This window comes from Micromonospora sp. bgisy143 (assembly GCF_057708145.1).
Map to the genome: position 1 here is coordinate 129,212 of NZ_JBYIRN010000015.1, position 16,783 is coordinate 145,994.

The 16,783-nt window shown below is 72.3% G+C and carries 13 protein-coding genes and 1 riboswitch; of the genes, 3 read left to right on the plus strand and 10 right to left on the minus strand.

Going from position 1 to position 16,783, the window contains the following annotated elements:
* Positions 1 to 11: 11 nt before the first annotated feature.
* From thiD to thiE, 6 genes are all read right to left on the minus strand, one after another.
* Complete coding sequence (thiD, locus tag AC3EN4_RS18855; RefSeq protein WP_435207141.1) at positions 12 to 797, minus strand: bifunctional hydroxymethylpyrimidine kinase/phosphomethylpyrimidine kinase; 786 nt, start codon at positions 795 to 797, stop codon at positions 12 to 14.
* Positions 794 to 1,594, minus strand: a complete 801-nt coding sequence (locus tag AC3EN4_RS18860; protein ID WP_435207142.1) for a thiamine phosphate synthase — start codon at positions 1,592 to 1,594, stop codon at positions 794 to 796. Before AC3EN4_RS18860 ends, thiD begins: the two co-directional genes overlap by 4 nt.
* Complete coding sequence (locus tag AC3EN4_RS18865; RefSeq protein WP_435207143.1) at positions 1,591 to 2,370, minus strand: thiazole synthase; 780 nt, start codon at positions 2,368 to 2,370, stop codon at positions 1,591 to 1,593. The genes AC3EN4_RS18860 and AC3EN4_RS18865 overlap by 4 nt, the downstream gene beginning before the upstream one ends.
* On the minus strand, positions 2,367 to 2,567 hold the full coding sequence (gene thiS, locus AC3EN4_RS18870; RefSeq protein WP_422736947.1) for a sulfur carrier protein ThiS: 201 nt from the start codon (positions 2,565 to 2,567) through the stop codon (positions 2,367 to 2,369). The genes AC3EN4_RS18865 and thiS overlap by 4 nt, the downstream gene beginning before the upstream one ends.
* Entirely contained in the window at positions 2,567 to 3,661 is a 1,095-nt protein-coding gene (thiO, locus tag AC3EN4_RS18875; RefSeq protein WP_435207144.1) for a glycine oxidase ThiO, read from the minus strand. The genes thiS and thiO overlap by 1 nt, the downstream gene beginning before the upstream one ends.
* Positions 3,658 to 4,281, minus strand: coding sequence for a thiamine phosphate synthase (thiE, locus tag AC3EN4_RS18880; protein WP_435207145.1), 624 nt, complete (start codon positions 4,279 to 4,281; stop codon positions 3,658 to 3,660). The genes thiO and thiE overlap by 4 nt, the downstream gene beginning before the upstream one ends.
* A riboswitch (TPP riboswitch) is annotated at positions 4,276 to 4,385 on the minus strand. (Overlaps the previous gene by 6 nt.)
* A gap of 290 nt (positions 4,386 to 4,675) precedes the next feature.
* Here thiE and AC3EN4_RS18885 point away from each other — a divergent pair.
* Both AC3EN4_RS18885 and AC3EN4_RS18890 read left to right on the plus strand, forming a co-directional pair.
* The gene (locus tag AC3EN4_RS18885; RefSeq protein WP_435207146.1) at positions 4,676 to 10,519 is read left to right on the plus strand and encodes a ThuA domain-containing protein; all 5,844 of its coding nucleotides are present in this window, start codon (positions 4,676 to 4,678) and stop codon (positions 10,517 to 10,519) included.
* A 126-nt stretch (positions 10,520 to 10,645) separates the two neighbouring features.
* Positions 10,646 to 11,170 carry a hypothetical protein gene (locus AC3EN4_RS18890; protein WP_435207147.1) on the plus strand — a complete coding sequence of 175 codons (525 nt, stop codon included), beginning with the start codon at positions 10,646 to 10,648 and terminating at the stop codon, positions 11,168 to 11,170.
* A gap of 210 nt (positions 11,171 to 11,380) precedes the next feature.
* Here AC3EN4_RS18890 and AC3EN4_RS18895 read toward each other — a convergent pair whose 3' ends face one another.
* The 3 genes from AC3EN4_RS18895 to AC3EN4_RS18905 are packed head-to-tail and all read right to left on the minus strand — an operon-like array spanning position 11,381 to position 14,707.
* Entirely contained in the window at positions 11,381 to 12,343 is a 963-nt protein-coding gene (locus AC3EN4_RS18895) for an aldo/keto reductase (protein ID WP_435207148.1), read from the minus strand.
* 37 nt (positions 12,344 to 12,380) lie between these two features.
* Complete coding sequence (locus AC3EN4_RS18900; RefSeq protein ID WP_435207149.1) at positions 12,381 to 14,060, minus strand: ABC-F family ATP-binding cassette domain-containing protein; 1,680 nt, start codon at positions 14,058 to 14,060, stop codon at positions 12,381 to 12,383.
* 41 nt (positions 14,061 to 14,101) lie between these two features.
* Positions 14,102 to 14,707, minus strand: coding sequence for a class I SAM-dependent methyltransferase (locus tag AC3EN4_RS18905; RefSeq protein WP_435207150.1), 606 nt, complete (start codon positions 14,705 to 14,707; stop codon positions 14,102 to 14,104).
* A 103-nt stretch (positions 14,708 to 14,810) separates the two neighbouring features.
* Between AC3EN4_RS18905 and AC3EN4_RS18910 the strand changes: the two genes are divergently transcribed.
* On the plus strand, positions 14,811 to 15,851 hold the full coding sequence (locus AC3EN4_RS18910; RefSeq protein ID WP_435207151.1) for a hypothetical protein: 1,041 nt from the start codon (positions 14,811 to 14,813) through the stop codon (positions 15,849 to 15,851).
* 73 nt (positions 15,852 to 15,924) lie between these two features.
* Here the strand turns inward: AC3EN4_RS18910 and truA are convergent, their stop codons facing one another.
* Positions 15,925 to 16,755, minus strand: coding sequence for a tRNA pseudouridine(38-40) synthase TruA (truA, locus tag AC3EN4_RS18915; RefSeq protein WP_435207152.1), 831 nt, complete (start codon positions 16,753 to 16,755; stop codon positions 15,925 to 15,927).
* Between the last annotated feature and the right edge of the window lie 28 nt (positions 16,756 to 16,783).

Below are 16,783 nucleotides of genomic sequence, written 5' to 3' on the forward strand. Positions count from 1 at the left end.
CTCCCTGGTGATCAGGCGGACCAGCCGAAGTGATCCAGCGGTCCGCGCCCCGCGCCCAGCTCCCAGCCCCGCCCGCCGGTCAGCGCGCGGAACACGTACTCCTTGGCGGCCTGCACCGCCGCCGGCACCGGATCGCCCAGCGCGAGCCGCACGGCGATGGCCGCCGAGAACGAGCAGCCGGTGCCGTGGGTGTGCCGGGTGTCCACCCGGGGACCGCGCAGCAGGGTGGTGACACCGCCGCCGCACAGCACGTCGACCGCCTCGTCTCCACCGACGTCGCCGCCGGTGACCACCACGTACTCCGGGCCGCCGGAGGCCAGTGCTTCGGCGGCCAGGACCATCCCCGCCACGTCGTCCACGCCGCGTCCGGTGATGGCCGCGGCCTCCGCGCAGTTCGGCGTCGCCACCCGGGCGTACGGGAGCAGCCGCTCCACCGCACCCACCACGCCCAGCCGGTGCCCACTCGTGGCGACCAGCACCGGATCGACGACGAGCTGGGGCAGCCGGCCGTCCCGGGCGGCCTGGGCCACCACATCGGCGACGGCGGGCGTGCCGAGCATCCCCGTCTTGACCGCCCCCACGGTGAAGTCGGCAAGCACGCTGTCCAACTGCTCCTCGACCGTGCGCGGCGGCAACGGCAGGACGGCGTCCACACCCCGCGTGTTCTGTGCGGTGACCGCCGTGAGGACACTCGTGCCGTACGCGCCGAGCGCCGCGAAGACCTTGAGGTCGGCCTGGATTCCCGCGCCTGCGCCGGAGTCTGAGCCCGCGATTGTCAGGGTGGTTTTCGGGGTCATCTCTCCTCTTTGGTTGCGCTTTGGGGCTGCGGCCGACCGTGCCCACTCCGGGCGGTCAGGCTTGATCCCTCGCTGGTTGCGGTTGAGGGCTGCGGCCGACCGTGCCCACTCCGGGCGGTCAGGCTTGATCCCTGCGTGGGCACGGTCGGCCGCAGCCCTGACGTGGAGACCTGCGCGGGGCAGTTGCAGCTCTCGCGGGTGACCGCCTCTTGGAAGGCGCTTGTTAGTTGGTGGGCTGTTTCTTTGGGGTCTTCTGCTCGCATGAGGGCGCCGAGCACTGCTACTCCGGCGGCTCCTGCTTGCACGCAGGCGGTTACCTGTTCGGGTGTCTCCACGCCGCCGAGGGCGAGGGCGGGCACCGGGCTGGTCTCGATCAGCTTTCGGAGGCCGTCGGTCTCCAGGGGTGGGCCGTAGCCGGGTTTGGTTCTGGTGGGCCAGATCGGGGAGATTGTGGCGTAGTGCTCGGTGGTCAGGCGGTGCAGTTCGGTCTGGTTGTGGCAGGAGCGGCCGACCAGGCGGTGGGACGGCGGCGGGTACGGGCCGGCGGCGGGCAGGTGGACGGCGTCACCGCCCAGCGGGTCGGGGCCAGCCACGACGAGGGTCCCGCCGACGTCGGCGAGGATCGCGCGCAGGTCGGCGGCGAGGGCGGCGCGTTCGGCGCGCGGTAGGTCCTTCTCCCGCAGCACCACCCAGCGCACTCCCCCGGCGACCGCCGCCGCCACGACCCGGTCGAGCCCGCGTCGCGCCGAACGCCGGTCCGTGAGCAGCACGACCCCCGACGGCACCGACCCCGTCACAGGTCCGGTCTTCCCTCGTCCGGAGTGGACGCGAGGGCGTGGAAGCGCCGGGCGATCCGGCCCGCGCGGGCGGCGAGGCGACCGGCCTCGACGGCGTACCGCATCGCGGTGGCCATCGCCACCGGGTCGGCGGCCCGGGTGACCGCGCTGGCCAGCAGGACGGCGTCGCAGCCCAACTCCATGGCCAGCGCCGCGTCGGAGGCGGTGCCGATGCCGGCGTCGAGGATCACCGGCACGTCCACGCTCTGCCGGATCAGCCGGATGTGGTGCGGGTTGCCGATGCCGAGCCCCGAGCCGATCGGCGCACCGGCGGGCATCACCGCGGCGCAGCCCACGTCGGCGAGACGGCGGGCGAGCACCGGGTCGTCACTGGTGTACGGCAGCACGGTGAAACCGTCGGCGACGAGTTCCTCGGCGGCGCGCAGCAGTTCCACCCCGTCCGGCAGCAACGTCCGCTCGTCGCCGATGACCTCCAGCTTCACCCAGTCGGTGTCGAACGCGTCGCGCGCCAGCCGGGCCACCTTCACCGCCTCAGTCGCGGTGTGGCAGCCGGCGGTGTTCGGCAGCAGCCGTACGCCGCACCGGTCCAGCAGGTCCAGCAGCCCGCCGCCGGTGCCCGGTGCGGTGTCCACCCGGCGCAGCGCCAGCGTGACGAGTTCCGTGCCGGACGCCCGGATCGCCTGTTCCAGCACGGTGAGGTTCGCGGCCCCACCGGTGCCCAGGATCAACCGCGAGCCGAACGTCTCCCCGCCCAGGTCGAACGGCATGCCGCTCACCCGCCCTGCGCGGCGGTGAGCACCTCGACCCGGTCGCCGTCGCGCAGCACCGTGGCCGGCCAGCCGGCCCGGGGCACCACCTCGCCGTTGACCGCGACCGCGACGCCCCGCTGGTGCGGTACGACGTCGCGGACCAGGTCGGCGACCGACGCCCCGCCGGGCACGCTACGCCCGGCACCGTTCACCGTCAGCTCCATCACTCCTCCTCGAAACTGCGCATCGGGTCGGCGAACCGGTCGGCGCCGAAGCCGGTGAGCAGCGGATCGGGCACTCCGGTGAGCACCAGGTCGGTGATCGCCTCGGCGGTGACCGGGGTGAGGACGATGCCGTGCCGGTGGTGTCCGGTGGCGGCCAGCACGCCCGGTCGGCCGGGCAGCGGCCCGAGGATCGGCGCGTTGTCCGGGGTGCCGGGCCGCAGCCCGGCGACGGCCTCCACCAGGTCGTACTCGGCCAGTTCGGGCAGCAGATCGATCCCGGCGCGCAGCAGCCGCTGCACCGCGCCGGCGGTGACGGTGGTGTCCGACCGCTCCTCGACCGTCGCGCCGAGGACGACCTCGCCGTCGGCACGGGGCACCAGGTAGACGTGTTCGCCGTCGGCGTACCCCCGGATCACGTGCCGGAAGCCCGGCGCGACGCCGCCGGGCGCGCGCAGCCGGAGGATCTGGCCCTTCACCGGCCGCACCGGCAGGCCGGTGAGGGCGGCCGCGCCGCAACCGGCCGCGACCACGGTGACCCCGGCATCCACATCGGACAGCCGCCGGACCGGCCGGGGCACGAACGTCACGCCGGCCCGCCGCGCGGCGGTGCCCAGCGCCGGCACCAGCAACCGGGGGTCGACCTGATGGTCGGTGGGCGCGAGCGCGCCGCCGCGCACCCGTGGGGCGAGCGCCGGTTCGCGGTCGCGCAGCTCGCTGGGGCGCAGCGGCGTCACCGGCAGACCGAGACCCTGTTGGTACGCCCACAGCCGGCGTGCCTCGGCCAGGTCGTCGCCGGTCAGTCCGACCATCAGGGTGCCCTCGGTCCGGTAGCCGATCGGCGTGCCGCTGGCCTCGGTCAGCTCGGCGGCGAACCCGGGCCACCGGGCGGCGGACGCCACCAGCAGCTCGGTCAGGCGCCGTTCCCCGAAGTACGCCTCGGCGACCGGGGAGAGCATCCCGGCGGCGACGGCCGACGCGCCCGATCCGGGCGTCGGGTCGTGCACCTCGACGCGCAGTCCACGGGTGGCACAGCGCCACGCGACGGCCAGTCCGATCGGACCCGCACCGACCACCGCCACGTCGGTACGCGTCACGCCAGCGCCCGCAGCAGTTCGGTGGTCGCCCGCGCGGGGTCGGCGGCCGAGGAGATCGCCCCGACCACGGCCACCCCGTACGCCCCGGCGGCGCGGAGCGCCGGCACCCGGTCGGCGGTCACTCCCCCGATCGCGATGACCGGCACGTCGACCGCGTCGGCGACGTCGCGTACCCCGACGGAACCGATGGGGTCGGGCAGACCGGCCTTGGTGCTGGTGGCGTGGCACGGGCCGACGCCCAGGTAGTTGGCCCCGGCGACGACCGCCTCGAGCGCGGTCCGGGGTTCGCGGGCGGTGGCGCCCAGCACGCCGGTGGCGCCGAGCACGTGCCGGGCCGCGGCGACCGGCAGGTCGTCGGCGCCGACGTGTCCACCGGCGGCACCGACCGCGAGCGCCACGTGCAGCCGGTCGTTGACCAGGCACGTCGCCCCATACGGCGCGGCCAACGCCAACACCCGCAGGGCCAGGTCGTACGCCTCGCGGTCGGTGGCCGAGTCCTCGACCCGGACCTGCACGACGAGGTCGGCGCGGGCCGCCGCGAGGGCGCCCCGGACCACGGTGAGTGGGTCGCGCCCGGGTCGGGTGTCGGTGATCAGATGCAGTCGCCCAAGGGACGGCACGGCAACGCTCCTCCCTGCGCCGGCATTACCCGGATCAGGTTCGACGGTCGGGGGCTGTCAGCCCCCCTCTCAGCCCGGTACACCGGGCTCCCGTGGGTTACTTGCCTGTCACCGTACGACAGTTCCGGCGCGCTGCCAAGGGACGGGTCGGCGGCCCGGCGCGAGAGATCGATCGGGGTGCTTTCTCCGGTCCTGTTCGGAATGTCGCCCGCCGTTGCAGAACCGTTACCCGCCGGCATCTTGCCGGACATCGATGCAGCAGAACTAATTTGTTCAGCGATTCGACAAAATGCCGGCGTGGACGCCCTGGCACGGCGTCCCCACCGGCTCCATCTGGGACGGTCTTCGGCGAGCCGGCCCCGCGAGTCCTGTCCACCGCGACATTGGAGGCGGCGTGTCCCGTTCTCGTCGTGCCCGTGTACCACTCACCGCTACCCTGTTGTCCCTAGCCCTGACGTCGACGGCCCTTCTCGGGTCCCCGGCGCAGGCGGCTCCGACCGGAGCGCAGATCCCCGCGCGAGACGTGCCTGTCGCGGCTCCGCTCTCCCAGGCGGTGCCGAAGGCACCGAAGGCCGCAGCGGCCGACCCCTACTCCGTCCTGGTCTTCTCGAAGACCGCCGGCTTCCGCCACGACTCCATCCCCACCGGCATCGCCGCCATCCAGCAACTCGGCGCGGCGAACGGCTTCACGGTGGACACCACCGAGGACGGTGCCGCGTTCAGCGACGCCAACCTCGCCAAGTACAAGGCCGTGATCTGGCTCTCCACCACCGGCGACGTGCTCAACGCCGATCAGCAGGCGGCCTTCGAGCGGTACGTGAAGGCCGGCGGCGGTTACGTCGGCATCCACGCCGCCTCGGACACCGAGTACAGCTGGGCCTGGTACGGCGACCTGGTCGGCGCGTACTTCGCCAACCACCCGCAGAACCAGCAGGCCACCGTCAAGGTGGAGGACCCGACCCACCCGTCCACCGCCGGACTGCCGGAGCGCTGGTCCCGGTTCGACGAGTGGTACAACTTCCAGACCAACCCGCGGCCGGACGTGCACGTGCTGGCCAGCCTGGACGAGAAGAGCTACACCCCGGGCGCCGGCGCGATGGGCGCCGACCACCCGACGGCGTGGTGCCAGGACTTCGACGGTGGCCGCTCCTGGTACACCGGCGGCGGGCACACCCGTGAGTCGTACGCCGAGCCCGAGTTCCTCAAGCACCTGCTCGGCGGCATCCAGACGGCGGCCGGCGTGGTCGACGCCGACTGCGGCGCGTCGAAGACCGCCAGCTTCGAGAAGGTGACGCTGGACAGCAACACCAGCAACCCGATGGAGCTGGACATCGCCCCCGACGGGCGGGTCTTCTACATCGAGCGCGACGGTCGGGTGCAGATCATCAAGCCGGACACCGGCAACACCGTCACCGCCGTCGACCTGGACGTCTTCACCGGCAACGAGGACGGCCTGATCGGCATCCGGCTCGACCCGGACTTCGCCACCAACAAGTGGGTGTACCTGTACTACGCCCCGAACGACAACGTGTCGCGGAACCTGCTGTCCCGGTTCACCGTTACCGGGGACACCATCGACCTGGCGAGCGAGAAGCAGGTGCTGCGGGTCGACACCCAGCGCAACACCTGCTGCCACGCGGGCGGCAGCATGACGTTCGACAGCGCCGGCAACCTGTACCTGGCCACCGGTGACAACACCAACCCGTTCGAGTCGAACGCGTACGCGCCGCTGGACGAGCGTCCGGGTCGCCAGGACTACGACTCGCAGCGCACCTCGGCCAACACGAACGACCTGCGCGGCAAGGTGCTCCGGATCCACCCGGAGGACGACGGTACGTACACCGTGCCGTCGGGCAACCTGTTCGCGCCGGGCACCGAGAAGACCCGTCCCGAGATCTATGCGATGGGCTTCCGCAACCCGTTCCGGATCGGCACCGACCCGAAGACCGACACGCTGTACGTCGGTGACTACGGGCCGGACGCCAACTCGAACAACCCGGACCGGGGCCCGCGCGGTCTCGTCGAGTGGAACGTCGTGACCCCCGGCAACTACGGCTGGCCGTACTGCACGGGCACGAACGAGGCGTACAACGACTACACGTTCCCGTCCGGCCCGAGCGGTCCGAAGTTCGACTGCGCCGCGCCGGTGAACAACTCGCCGAACAACACGGGTCTGACCAACCTCCCGCCGGTCATCCCGGCCACCGTCGACTACGGCTACGCCGGTGACGCGCGGTACCCGGAGATCGGTGGCGGTGGGGCTCCGATGGGCGGCCCGGCCTACCGGTACGACGCCAACCTCAACTCGACCCGCAAGTGGCCGGCCTACTACGACGGCAAGGCGCTGCTGGGCGAGTGGAACCAGAACAAGATGTACACGATGCAGATGACCCCCGACGGCAAGTCGTTGGTGGACATCAACCAGTTGCTCCCGGGCATGTCAATGATCCGGCCGATGGACTTCGAGTTCGGTCCGGACGGCGCGCTGTACCTGATCGAGTGGGGCAGCGGCTTCGGCGGCAACAACGACAACTCCGGGGTCTACCGGATCGACTACATCGCCGGTGACCGTGCGCCGATCGCGGCGGCGGCCGCCAACCCGACCTCGGGTCCGGCCCCGTTGACGGTGGAGTTCTCCAGCGCCGGTTCCCGGGACCCGGACGGTGGCACGCTCACCTACGCCTGGGCGTTCGGCGACGGGCAGACCTCCACCGAGGCCAACCCGACGCACACGTACGCGACGGCGGGCAACTACACCGCCCAGCTCACCGTGACCAACCCGAAGGGCCGTACCGCGGTGGCCAACGTGCCGGTCACCGTGGGCAACACCGCGCCGACGGTGACCATCGAGTTCCCGCCGGACGGTGGCTTCTTCAACTGGGGTGACCAGGTCAACTACACGGTCAAGGTGACCGACCCCGAGGACGGGCAGATCGACTGCTCCAAGGTCAACCTCCAGGTGCTGCTCGGCCACGACGAGCACGCCCACCCGCTGGAGCAGCACACCGGCTGCACCGGCACGGTCCAGACGTCGCTCGCCTCCGGGCACGGCGCCGAGGCCAACGTGTTCGCGGTCTTCGAGGCCACCTACACCGACAAGGGTGGCGCGGGCGGTTCCGGCGCGCTCACCGGCCGGCAGATTGAGATCCTGCAGCCCAAGCAGAAACAGGCCGAGTACTTCTCGGCCACCGGGCGGGTAGCCGGCAGCACCGGCGGCGGCGACGCCGGCGTGCAGCGGGAGGCCGGGTCGGACACCGCGGGTGGCGGCCAGAACATCGGGTTCATCGAGGACGGCGACTGGTGGTCGGTCGTCCCGGCGAACCTGACCAACATCACCGAGATCCGGTTCCGGGCCGCCTCGGCCGCCGCCGGCGGTGTGATCGAGGTCCACGCCGGTGCGGTCGACGGACCGATCGTGGCCACGGCCACCGTTCCGGCGACCGGCGCGTGGCAGACGTACACCGACGTGAGCGCGCCGGTGACCGGTGCCGCGAGCGGCGGGCTGTACTTCGTGGCCCGCGACCCGAACGGCGGAACCGGTTCGCTGTTCAACGTCAACTGGATGGACTTCGTCGGTCGCGGCGTCACCGAGAACGGGCCGCCGGTGGTCACCGCCACCGCGACCCCGGGCAGCGGCACCGCGCCGCTCACCGTCGCGTTCGACGGCACCGCCACCGACGCCGAGGGTGACACCCCGCTGACGTACGCCTGGGACTTCGGTGACGGCGGTACGGCGTCCACCCTGGACGCCAGCCACACGTACACCAGCGTCGGCTCCTTCACGGCCACCCTCACGGTGACCGACAGCAAGGGCGCCAAGTCGTACGCCACGGTGCCGGTGCGGGTGAACGCTCCGGACACGTCCTGCCTCGGGGCGCGTTCGGACGACTTCAACGGCAACACGCTGGACAAGAGCCGGTGGACCACGGTGGTCCGGGAGAACCAGCTCTACTCGCTCAGCGGTGGCGCGCTGAAGCTGCCCACCGCGGTGGGTGACCTCTACGGCTCCCGTAACGACGCCACCAACCTGGTGCTCCAGCCGGCGCCGACCGGCGCCTGGCAGATGACCACCAAGGTCACGCTGCCGGTGACGGCCAATTACCAGCAGGCTGGTCTGCTGGTGTACGGCGACGACGACAACTACGCCAAGGTGGACCTGCTCTACAACGGCAGCCGTCGGGTGGAGTTCATCCGGGAGACCGCCGGTACGCCGCGCAACGAGTCCGCGGACGCCGCCAACGCGCCGGCGGGTGACACCGTGTACCTGCGGATCGCCAGCGACGGGACGAACCTGACCGCCGCCTTCTCGGGCGACGGGCAGACCTTCACCCCGGTCGGCCGTTCGGCCGCGCTCGCCGGCATCACCAACCCGCGGATCGGGGTCTTCGCGCTCAACGGAGGCACCGAGGCGCCCGTGGTGGACGCCGCGTTCGACTCGTTCGTGGTCACGCCGGACGCTCCGGCCGGCCCGGTCGAGCCGTCGGACGAGTTCACCGGCACGACGCTGGACAAGTGCCGGTGGGACGCCATCGTCCGGGAGGACCCGAACGGCTACCGGGTGACCGACGGCGCGCTGCGGATCGACGTGCCGAACGGTGACATCTACGGCACCGACAACACCGGGCCGAAGAACTTCATCCTCCAGACCGCGCCCTCGGGCGACTGGACCCTGGAGACGAAGGTCGACGGCAGCCTGCTGAACGAGCAGTACCAGCAGGCCGGTCTGATCGTCATGGCCGACGACGACAACTACCTGAAGTTCGACTTCATCGCGGACAACCAGGCCGGCCAGGCGGTCACGCGGCGGATCGAGTTCCGCAGCGAGATCGGCGGGACGGTGCAGAGCCCGCAGCCGGAGGCGACCAGCCTCACCTCGGCGGTGTGGTACCTGCGCCTGGCCCGGGTGGGCGACACCTTCACCGCGTCGTACTCGGCTGACGGGACGACCTGGACCGCGTTGGAGGCGCTGACCAACAGCGCGGTGGGAGCCACCCCGAAGGTGGGTCTGTTCACCCTCGGTGCCAACCAGACGGCGTCGAAGACGGCCGCGTTCGACTACTTCCGGGTCAGCACGAAGGTGGCCGACGACAAGGCGCCGGTCACCACCGCAGCGGTGTCCGGCACCCCCACCGACGGGTGGTACACCGGCCCGGTGACGGTCACCCTGACCGCCGCCGACGAGGCCGGCGGCAGCGGGCTCGCCAGCACCGAGTACCAGCTGGACGGGGCCACCGCCTGGACGGCCTACACCGCCCCGGTGGCGATCAGCGGTGACGGCGAGCACGAGCTGCGCTTCCGCTCGACCGACAAGGCCGGCAACGTGGAGTCGACGAAGACCGTCACGGTCAAGATCGACGCCACCGCCCCGGTCACCACTGCGACGTTCGCTCCGGCGAACGACGAGGGCTGGCACAACGGGACGATCCCGGTGGTGCTCGCCTCGACCGACGCCGGTTCCGGGGTCAAGACGGTCGAGTGGTCGCTGGACGGTGGCGCGTGGACGCCGTACACGGAGCCGGTCGAGGTGACCGGTGACGGGCAGCACGAGCTGCTGTACCGGGCCACCGACAAGGCGGGCAACGTCGAGACGCTCAAGTCGGCGATCCTGAAGATCGACGGCAGCAAGCCGACGCTGCTGGTCTCCGGTGTCGCCGACGGCCAGCTCTACGGCGACAGCCAGGACGTTCGGGTGTCCTGGCAGGCCGTGGACCCGACCTCGGGCATCGCGTCCGTGGTCGGCCAGCTCGACGGCAAGACGTACGCCAGCGGCACCCTGCAGGCCATGTACGAGCTGTCGCTCGGCCTGCACGAGCTGACCGTCACCGCGACCGACAAGGCCGGCAACAAGACGACCTCGAACGTCCGGTTCTTCGTCACCACCTCGTTCCGGGACATGCAGTTCCTGCTGGACCGGTTCAAGGCGACGGGGCGGTTGTCGGCCAAGGCGCACAAGCAGTTGACCGCCAAGCTCGACGCGGCCCGCCAGGCCGAGGCGGCCGGCAACGACAACAAGGCGATCAAGCAGCTGACCCAGTTCCGGGACCTCGCCACCGACGCCACCCTGGTGGCCGAGGCCGAGATCCGGGACACCCTCACCCGGGACGCCGACGCGATGATCGTGCGGCTCGGCGGGACGGCCAGCAAGGCCGGCGTCAAGGCCAATGACGGCGAGCCGGTCAAGGGCACGGGACGGCTCGGTGGCGACGCCACCCGGCTGGCACCCGGTCGCCAGCTCTGATCCGACCGAGGCCCCTTCCCGACGCTCCGGCGTCGGGGAGGGGCCTCCCTCATCAGGCCGTGTGTCAAAGCCCCTGGCCGGCCTGCGGCGGAGGACTTTGACACACGGCCTAGGGAGAAGACGTCCGTGACACGTATCCGCACGACGGTCGCCGCCGTCCTCGCCGGGCTGGTCCTGGCACTGGTCGCCACGGCGCCGGCCGCCGCACGGGCCGACAAGATCAAGCTGGTGGTGGCCGGTGACGGGGCCGTCGGGGTGACCATCCAGGCCACCTACGCCGACGGCCGCCGGCTCGACCAGGTGGTGCGGTTGACCCTCACCGCCGTCGGCCCGGACAAGCAGCAGGTGGGTCCGGTGCAACTGGAGCCGGCACCCGAGGGCCAGGGCTTCTACAGCAGCGGTCCGGTCCTCACCCCCGGCACCTGGCAGGTGACGGTGAACGCCCCGGCGCCGTACGGCACCAAGACCACCGCGACCGTGCAGGCGCAGGTGGCGCAGACGCAGCCGCCGCCCACCCCGGTGGCGCTGAACAAGCCGACCGGCGATCAGGGCGTTGCCCGGTGGTGGCCGCTGGCGGCGGCCGGGCTGGTGCTCGTCGCCGCCGCGATGGGGGTGGCCATGCTCTTCGGCCGCCGCCGCGCCGCCGACTGACCGACACCGACGACGAAACGGGCCGGGCCGCGACCAGCGACCCGGCCCGCCGTCATCCGCCCCCGCCCGACCGGCGGCCGCCCGACCGGGCTTGATCGACTCGACGTCAAGAAGATCGCGCCTTCCGGGCCCAGCGGACACCCCGCCATCCAGAAACCGGAGTGGATCAAGGCACGCCCCACCCCGACGCGCCTGCCCGGTCCGTCCGGCTCAGAGAATGTCGCGCAGGGCCGTCAGGTCCTCGTCGGTGGGCTCCCAGGTGCCGGCGGCGGCGTTGGCGTGCACCTGCTCGGCGCTGGTGGCGCCGGCGATCACCGAGGTCACCGCGGGCTGGGCGGCCAGCCCACCGATCGCCACCTGGAGCATGGTCAGACCCCGCTCGTTCGCGTACGCCTCGATGGCCTCGATGGTGTCCCAGTCGGCGGCGGCGAACCGCTCGGCGTACCGGCCGCCACCGGAGAGCCGGCTGCCGGCCGGGGGCTGCTCGGTGCGCTTGTACTTGCCGGTGAGCAGGCCGTTGGCGAGCGGGAAGAACGGCAGCATGCCGAGGCCGAACCGCTCACACGCCGGGATGACCTCGGTCTCGACCGAGCGCTCCAGCAGGCTGTAGTGGTTCTGCGCGCTGATGAAGCGGGCCCGGCCGTTCGACGACGCGACCCAGTCCGCGTCGGCGATCTGCCAGCCGGCGAAGTTGGAGTTGCCCAGGTAGCGCACCTTGCCGTCGCGGACCAGGTCGTCCAGGGCGGCGAGGGTCTCGTCGATCGGCGTACCCGGGTCGGGCTCGTGCATCTGGTACAGGTCGATGTGGTCGGTGCCGAGCCGGCGCAGCGACGCCTCGACCGCGCGGGCGATGTAGCGGCGGGCGCCACGGGCTCCGAAGTCCGGCCCGTTGAGGCCGTGCATGTCCATGCCGAACTTGGTGGCCACCACCACGTCGTCGCGGCGTCCCTTGAGCGCCTGCCCGAGCAGCTCCTCCGAGCCGCCCTGCGGCTCGCCGTAGATGTCGGCGGTGTCGAACAGGTTGATCCCGGCGTCCAGGGCGGCGTCCACCACCGCCCGGGTGCCGTCGAGGTCCAGCTTGCGGCCGAAGTTGTTGCAGCCGATTCCGACGACGGACACCACGAGCCCGGAGTCGCCCAGCCGGCGATAGGTCATCTCTGTCACGAGATCCACCCTATGCCGGCCGGACGCACCCACGCCCGGCGACCGATCAGCCGACGTCCCAGACCGGCTCCGGGGTCTCCACGACCTCGTTGTCGCCCCGGAACAGCACGAACCGGTCGAAGGAGCGGGTGAACCACCGGTCGTGCGTGACGGCCACCACCGTCCCCTCGAACGCGTTCAGACCCGCTTCCAAGGCCTCCGCGCTGGCCAGGTCGAGGTTGTCGGTGGGCTCGTCGAGCAGCAGCAGGGTCGCCCCGGACAGCTCCAGCAGCAGCACCAGGAACCGGGCCTGCTGCCCGCCGGAGAGGGTGCCGAAGCGTTGGTCGCCCTGCCCGGCCAGCTCGTACCGGCTGAGCACCCCCATCGCCGCGTGCCGGTCCATCCCCTGGCGGTGCTCGTCGCCCCGCCACAGGATCTCGACGAGCGTCTTCTCCATCAGCTCCGGTCGGTCGTGCGTCTGGGAGAAGTGCCCGGGTCGGACCCGGGCACCGAGCCGGGCCGTACCGTCGTGCGCCACCGGCGCGAGCGCCCACGCGCCGTCGACCGGCCCGTTGGCCGGGTCGGGGTCGGTGCCGCCGCGCGCCAGCAGCCGCAGGAAGTGCGACTTGCCGGTGCCGTTGGCACCGAGGACCGCCACCCGGTCGCCGTACCAGATCTCCAGGTCGAAGGGGAAGGTCAGGCCGTCCAGCTCGAGCTGGTCGCAGATGACCGCGCGCTTGCCGGTCCGCCCGCCGGTCAGCCGCATCCGGATGTCCTGGTCCTTCGGGGGTACGGGCGGAGGACCGGCCTCCTCGAACTTGCGCAGCCGGGTCTGCGCTGCCTGGTACCGCGAGGCCAACCCGTCGTTGTACGCGGCCTTCTGCTTGTACATCAGCATCAGCTCGCGCAGCTTCTGGTGCTCCTCGTCCCAGCGGCGACGCAGCTCGTCGAGGCGGGCGTGCCGGGCCACCCGGGCCTCGTGCCAGCTCGCGAACCCGCCCGGGTGCACCCAGGCGCTGCCACCCTCGACGGCGACCACCCGGTCGGCGCTCTGCGCCAGCAGCTCACGGTCGTGCGAGACGTAGAGCACCGACTTCGTCGATTCGCGCAGCCGCGTCTCCAGCCAGCGTTTGCCGGGCACGTCGAGGAAGTTGTCCGGCTCGTCGAGCAGCAGCACCTCGTCCGGGCCGCGCAGCAGCAACTCCAGGGCGAACCGCTTCTGCTGCCCGCCGGAGAGCGTCCGCACCGGTCGGTCCCGAACGCCGTCCCACGGCTGGTCGAGCACGATGGTGGCGACGGTGTCGAAGAGCACCTCGGCGTCGTACCCACCGGCCTCGCCCCAGGCGCCGAGCGCGTCCGCGTACGCCAGCTGCGCCTTGCCCGCGGCGGTGCTGTACTTGCCGCGGGCCTCGGCCGCCCGCATGGCCGCCTCGGTCTCGCCGAGCCGGTGGCCGGCGTCGCGCAGGGCGGGCGGGGCCAGCGACAGGGCCAGGTCGTACAGCGTCGTCTCGTCGCCGATCATGCCGATGAACTGCCGCATCACGCCCAGCCCGCCGGCCCGCGCGATGCTGCCCACGCGTACCGGGAGATCGCCGGCGACCATCCTCAGCAGCGTCGTCTTGCCCGCGCCGTTCGGCCCGACCAGGGCTACCTTGGCGCCCTCACCGACCCGGAACGACACGTCGGCGAAGAGTTCCCGACCATCGGGCAGGGTGTGCCCGACCGCTGCCACGTCCACGTATCCCACGCCGGGATCCTGCCCCAGACGGGCCTGGTAGGGACATCCAATTACCGGGTGACCCGCAGCACCCGGAAGCCCTTCTGGCTGGCCTGCCGCTCGACCTGCCAGCCCTGCTCGACGAGCCAGCGATGCAGCGAGTCGCCGCCGAGGTGCCGGGCGACGACCAACCAGCCGACGCCGTCCGGGGCGAGGCGGGGCAGCCAGCGCCGCAGCAGTTCGTGCAGTTCGTCCTTGCCGATCCGGATGGGCGGGTTGGACCAGAGCTGGGCGAACGTCACCTCCGCCGGTACGTCGTCCGGCGCGCTCACCCGGACCCGGTCACCGGCGCCGATCCGCGCCGCGTTGGCGGCGGTGAGGTCGCGGGCGCGGGCGTTGACGTCGACGGCCCAGACCGTGCTCGTGGGCGCATGGTCGGCCAGGACGCAGGCGATGGGCCCGAACCCGCAGCCGAGGTCGAGCAGGTCACCCGTGGTGTCGGCGGCGGGCAGGTCGGCCTTGCGCAGGAGGACGGCGGTGCCGGGGTCGAGCCGGCTGGCGGAGAAGACGCCGCCGGCCGAGGCGAGTCGGTAGTCGCGGTCGGCGACGGAGAATTCGACCTCGCGCGCCGGTGCGTCGCTGGCGGGCTGCGCGGTGAAGTAGTGGTCGCCGGTCACGCCGGCAATTCTCGCACCGGCTCGGGCGGGCAACGACACTACCCACACCCACATTTCCCCAATATTACCCCCTAAAGGGACAATGGCTCCTACTCTGGGCGACATGGTGTATCGGTACGAGTCCGAAGAGGACGCATTCGAGGACCCCGGGCCGGGGTCCGACCTGGACGTGCTCGGCGCCGGTCCCCCTCCAGCGGCCGGCCCCTCACCGTCGCGGTTTCCCGCGCCGTCGCTGCCCCGACCCAACCAGTTGGTGCTGCCGTCCAACCAGCCACCGCCGGCCGCCCGCGCCACCGCACCGCCGGCGGCCCCCCGCAGCCAGGTCTACACCTCGGCCCGGCCGACGGAGCCACCCACCCGGCGCGGCGGCGGGCGGCTCTGGCAGGTGGTGATCGGCGGCGCGGCCGTCCTCGTGCTGCTCGCACTCTGCGGTCTGGGCGCCGCCGCGCTGCTGGGGGATCGCGATCCGACGCCGGGGTCCACCCCGACGTACCAACCGAACGCCGCGCCGTCCGCCACCGCCGCGCCGCAGGATCTCGACTCGCGCGACACCGACCAGGCACCGCTCACCGCGAAGGAACTCTTCCCCGGCAAGGAGCTGAAGCTCGCCGACGGCCAGCCCGCCTACCGGGTGCTCAAGACCCAGTCCAGCGGCAGTTGCGCCGTCGCCGCCACGGACGAGGTCGCGGATCTGCTGGTCCGGCTCGGCTGCAACCAGGTCGTCCGGGCGACCCTGCGGACCCCCGACGGCGAGCACCTGGTCACCACCGGCCTGTTCAACCTCACCGACCGGGCCAACGCCGAGCGGGCCCGGGACCGGATCCGGCAGCTCCTCGACGAGCGACAGGGCCGCTTCCGGGGGCTGACCGCCGGGGACGAGACCGATGCGCTGACCAGCGCCCCGGCCCGGGTCGGCTGGCAGGTCAAGGGCCACTACCTGGCGTACGCCCTGGTCGTCCGCGCCGACGGCAGCGCGGTCAAGTCCGGCGACACCAAGATCAGGGAAATCCTGTTCGACATGATCGAGGCGCACCTCAGCCGGGGGGTCCTGCAACGGCGGGCCGACCTCGGCACGGCCGGACAGCCGACGGCCGCGCCCACCGAGGGCAGCGACAGCCAGAGCGGCAGCGAGGACGGCGACTGACCCGCGACGCGTCCGACGGGTGTGCCGCCCAACGGGTGGCGCACCCGTCGTCGTCCGTACCGGGGTCCGCCCGTCAGCCCTCGACCGGCACCCGCAGCCGGCGCGTCAGGTCGGCACGGCGGGCGTAGTCCGCCGGATCGTCCGGGTAGCCGACCGCGACCAGGGTCAGCCCGTGCGCCGGCGCCACCGTCACCTCGCTGGACCGCTCCTTCTGGGTCAGCAGGCTGCCCGGCCACCGCACCGGCCGGCGGCCGTCGCCGGCCGCGAGCATCGCCCCCACCAGACTGCGCACCATCGCCTGGCAGAACGCGTCCGCCTGCACGGTGGCGACCAAGATGCCGTCCGGGTCACGCCGCCAGTCCAGCCGGGTCACCTCGCGCAGCGTCGTCGCGTTCTCCTTGCGACGGCAGTACGCGGCGAAGTCGTGCTCCCCCACCAGACCCTCGGCCGCGGCGTTCAGGGCCGCCAGGTCCAGCGCGCGCGGCCAGGCCAGCACCTCGTGCCGGCGCAGCGGCTCCGCGCCGTACGGGGCGTCGGTCACCCGGTACTCGTAACGCCGGAAGGTGGCCGAGAAGCGGGCATCGAAGTCGGCGGGCACCTCGGTCAGCGCCCGTACCCGCACGTCGGTGGGGAGCAGCCGCGCCAGCCGGCGCAGCAGTCGTCCCTCGTGCTCCCGCCACACCTCGACCGGTAGGTCCAGATGGCAGACCTGCCCGGAGGCGTGCACCCCCGCGTCGGTGCGGCCCGCGACGGTCAGACCGGTCGCCGTGCCCACGCCCAGGACCAGGCCCAGGGTCTCGACGAGCACCCCGGCGACGGTCCGCCGCGTCGGCTGGGGCGCCCACCCGGAGAAATCCGCCCCGTCGTACGAGACGTCCAGCCGCAGCCGGATCCGCTCGTCCACCTCGTACCTCCTGTTACGGGTCGGGCCC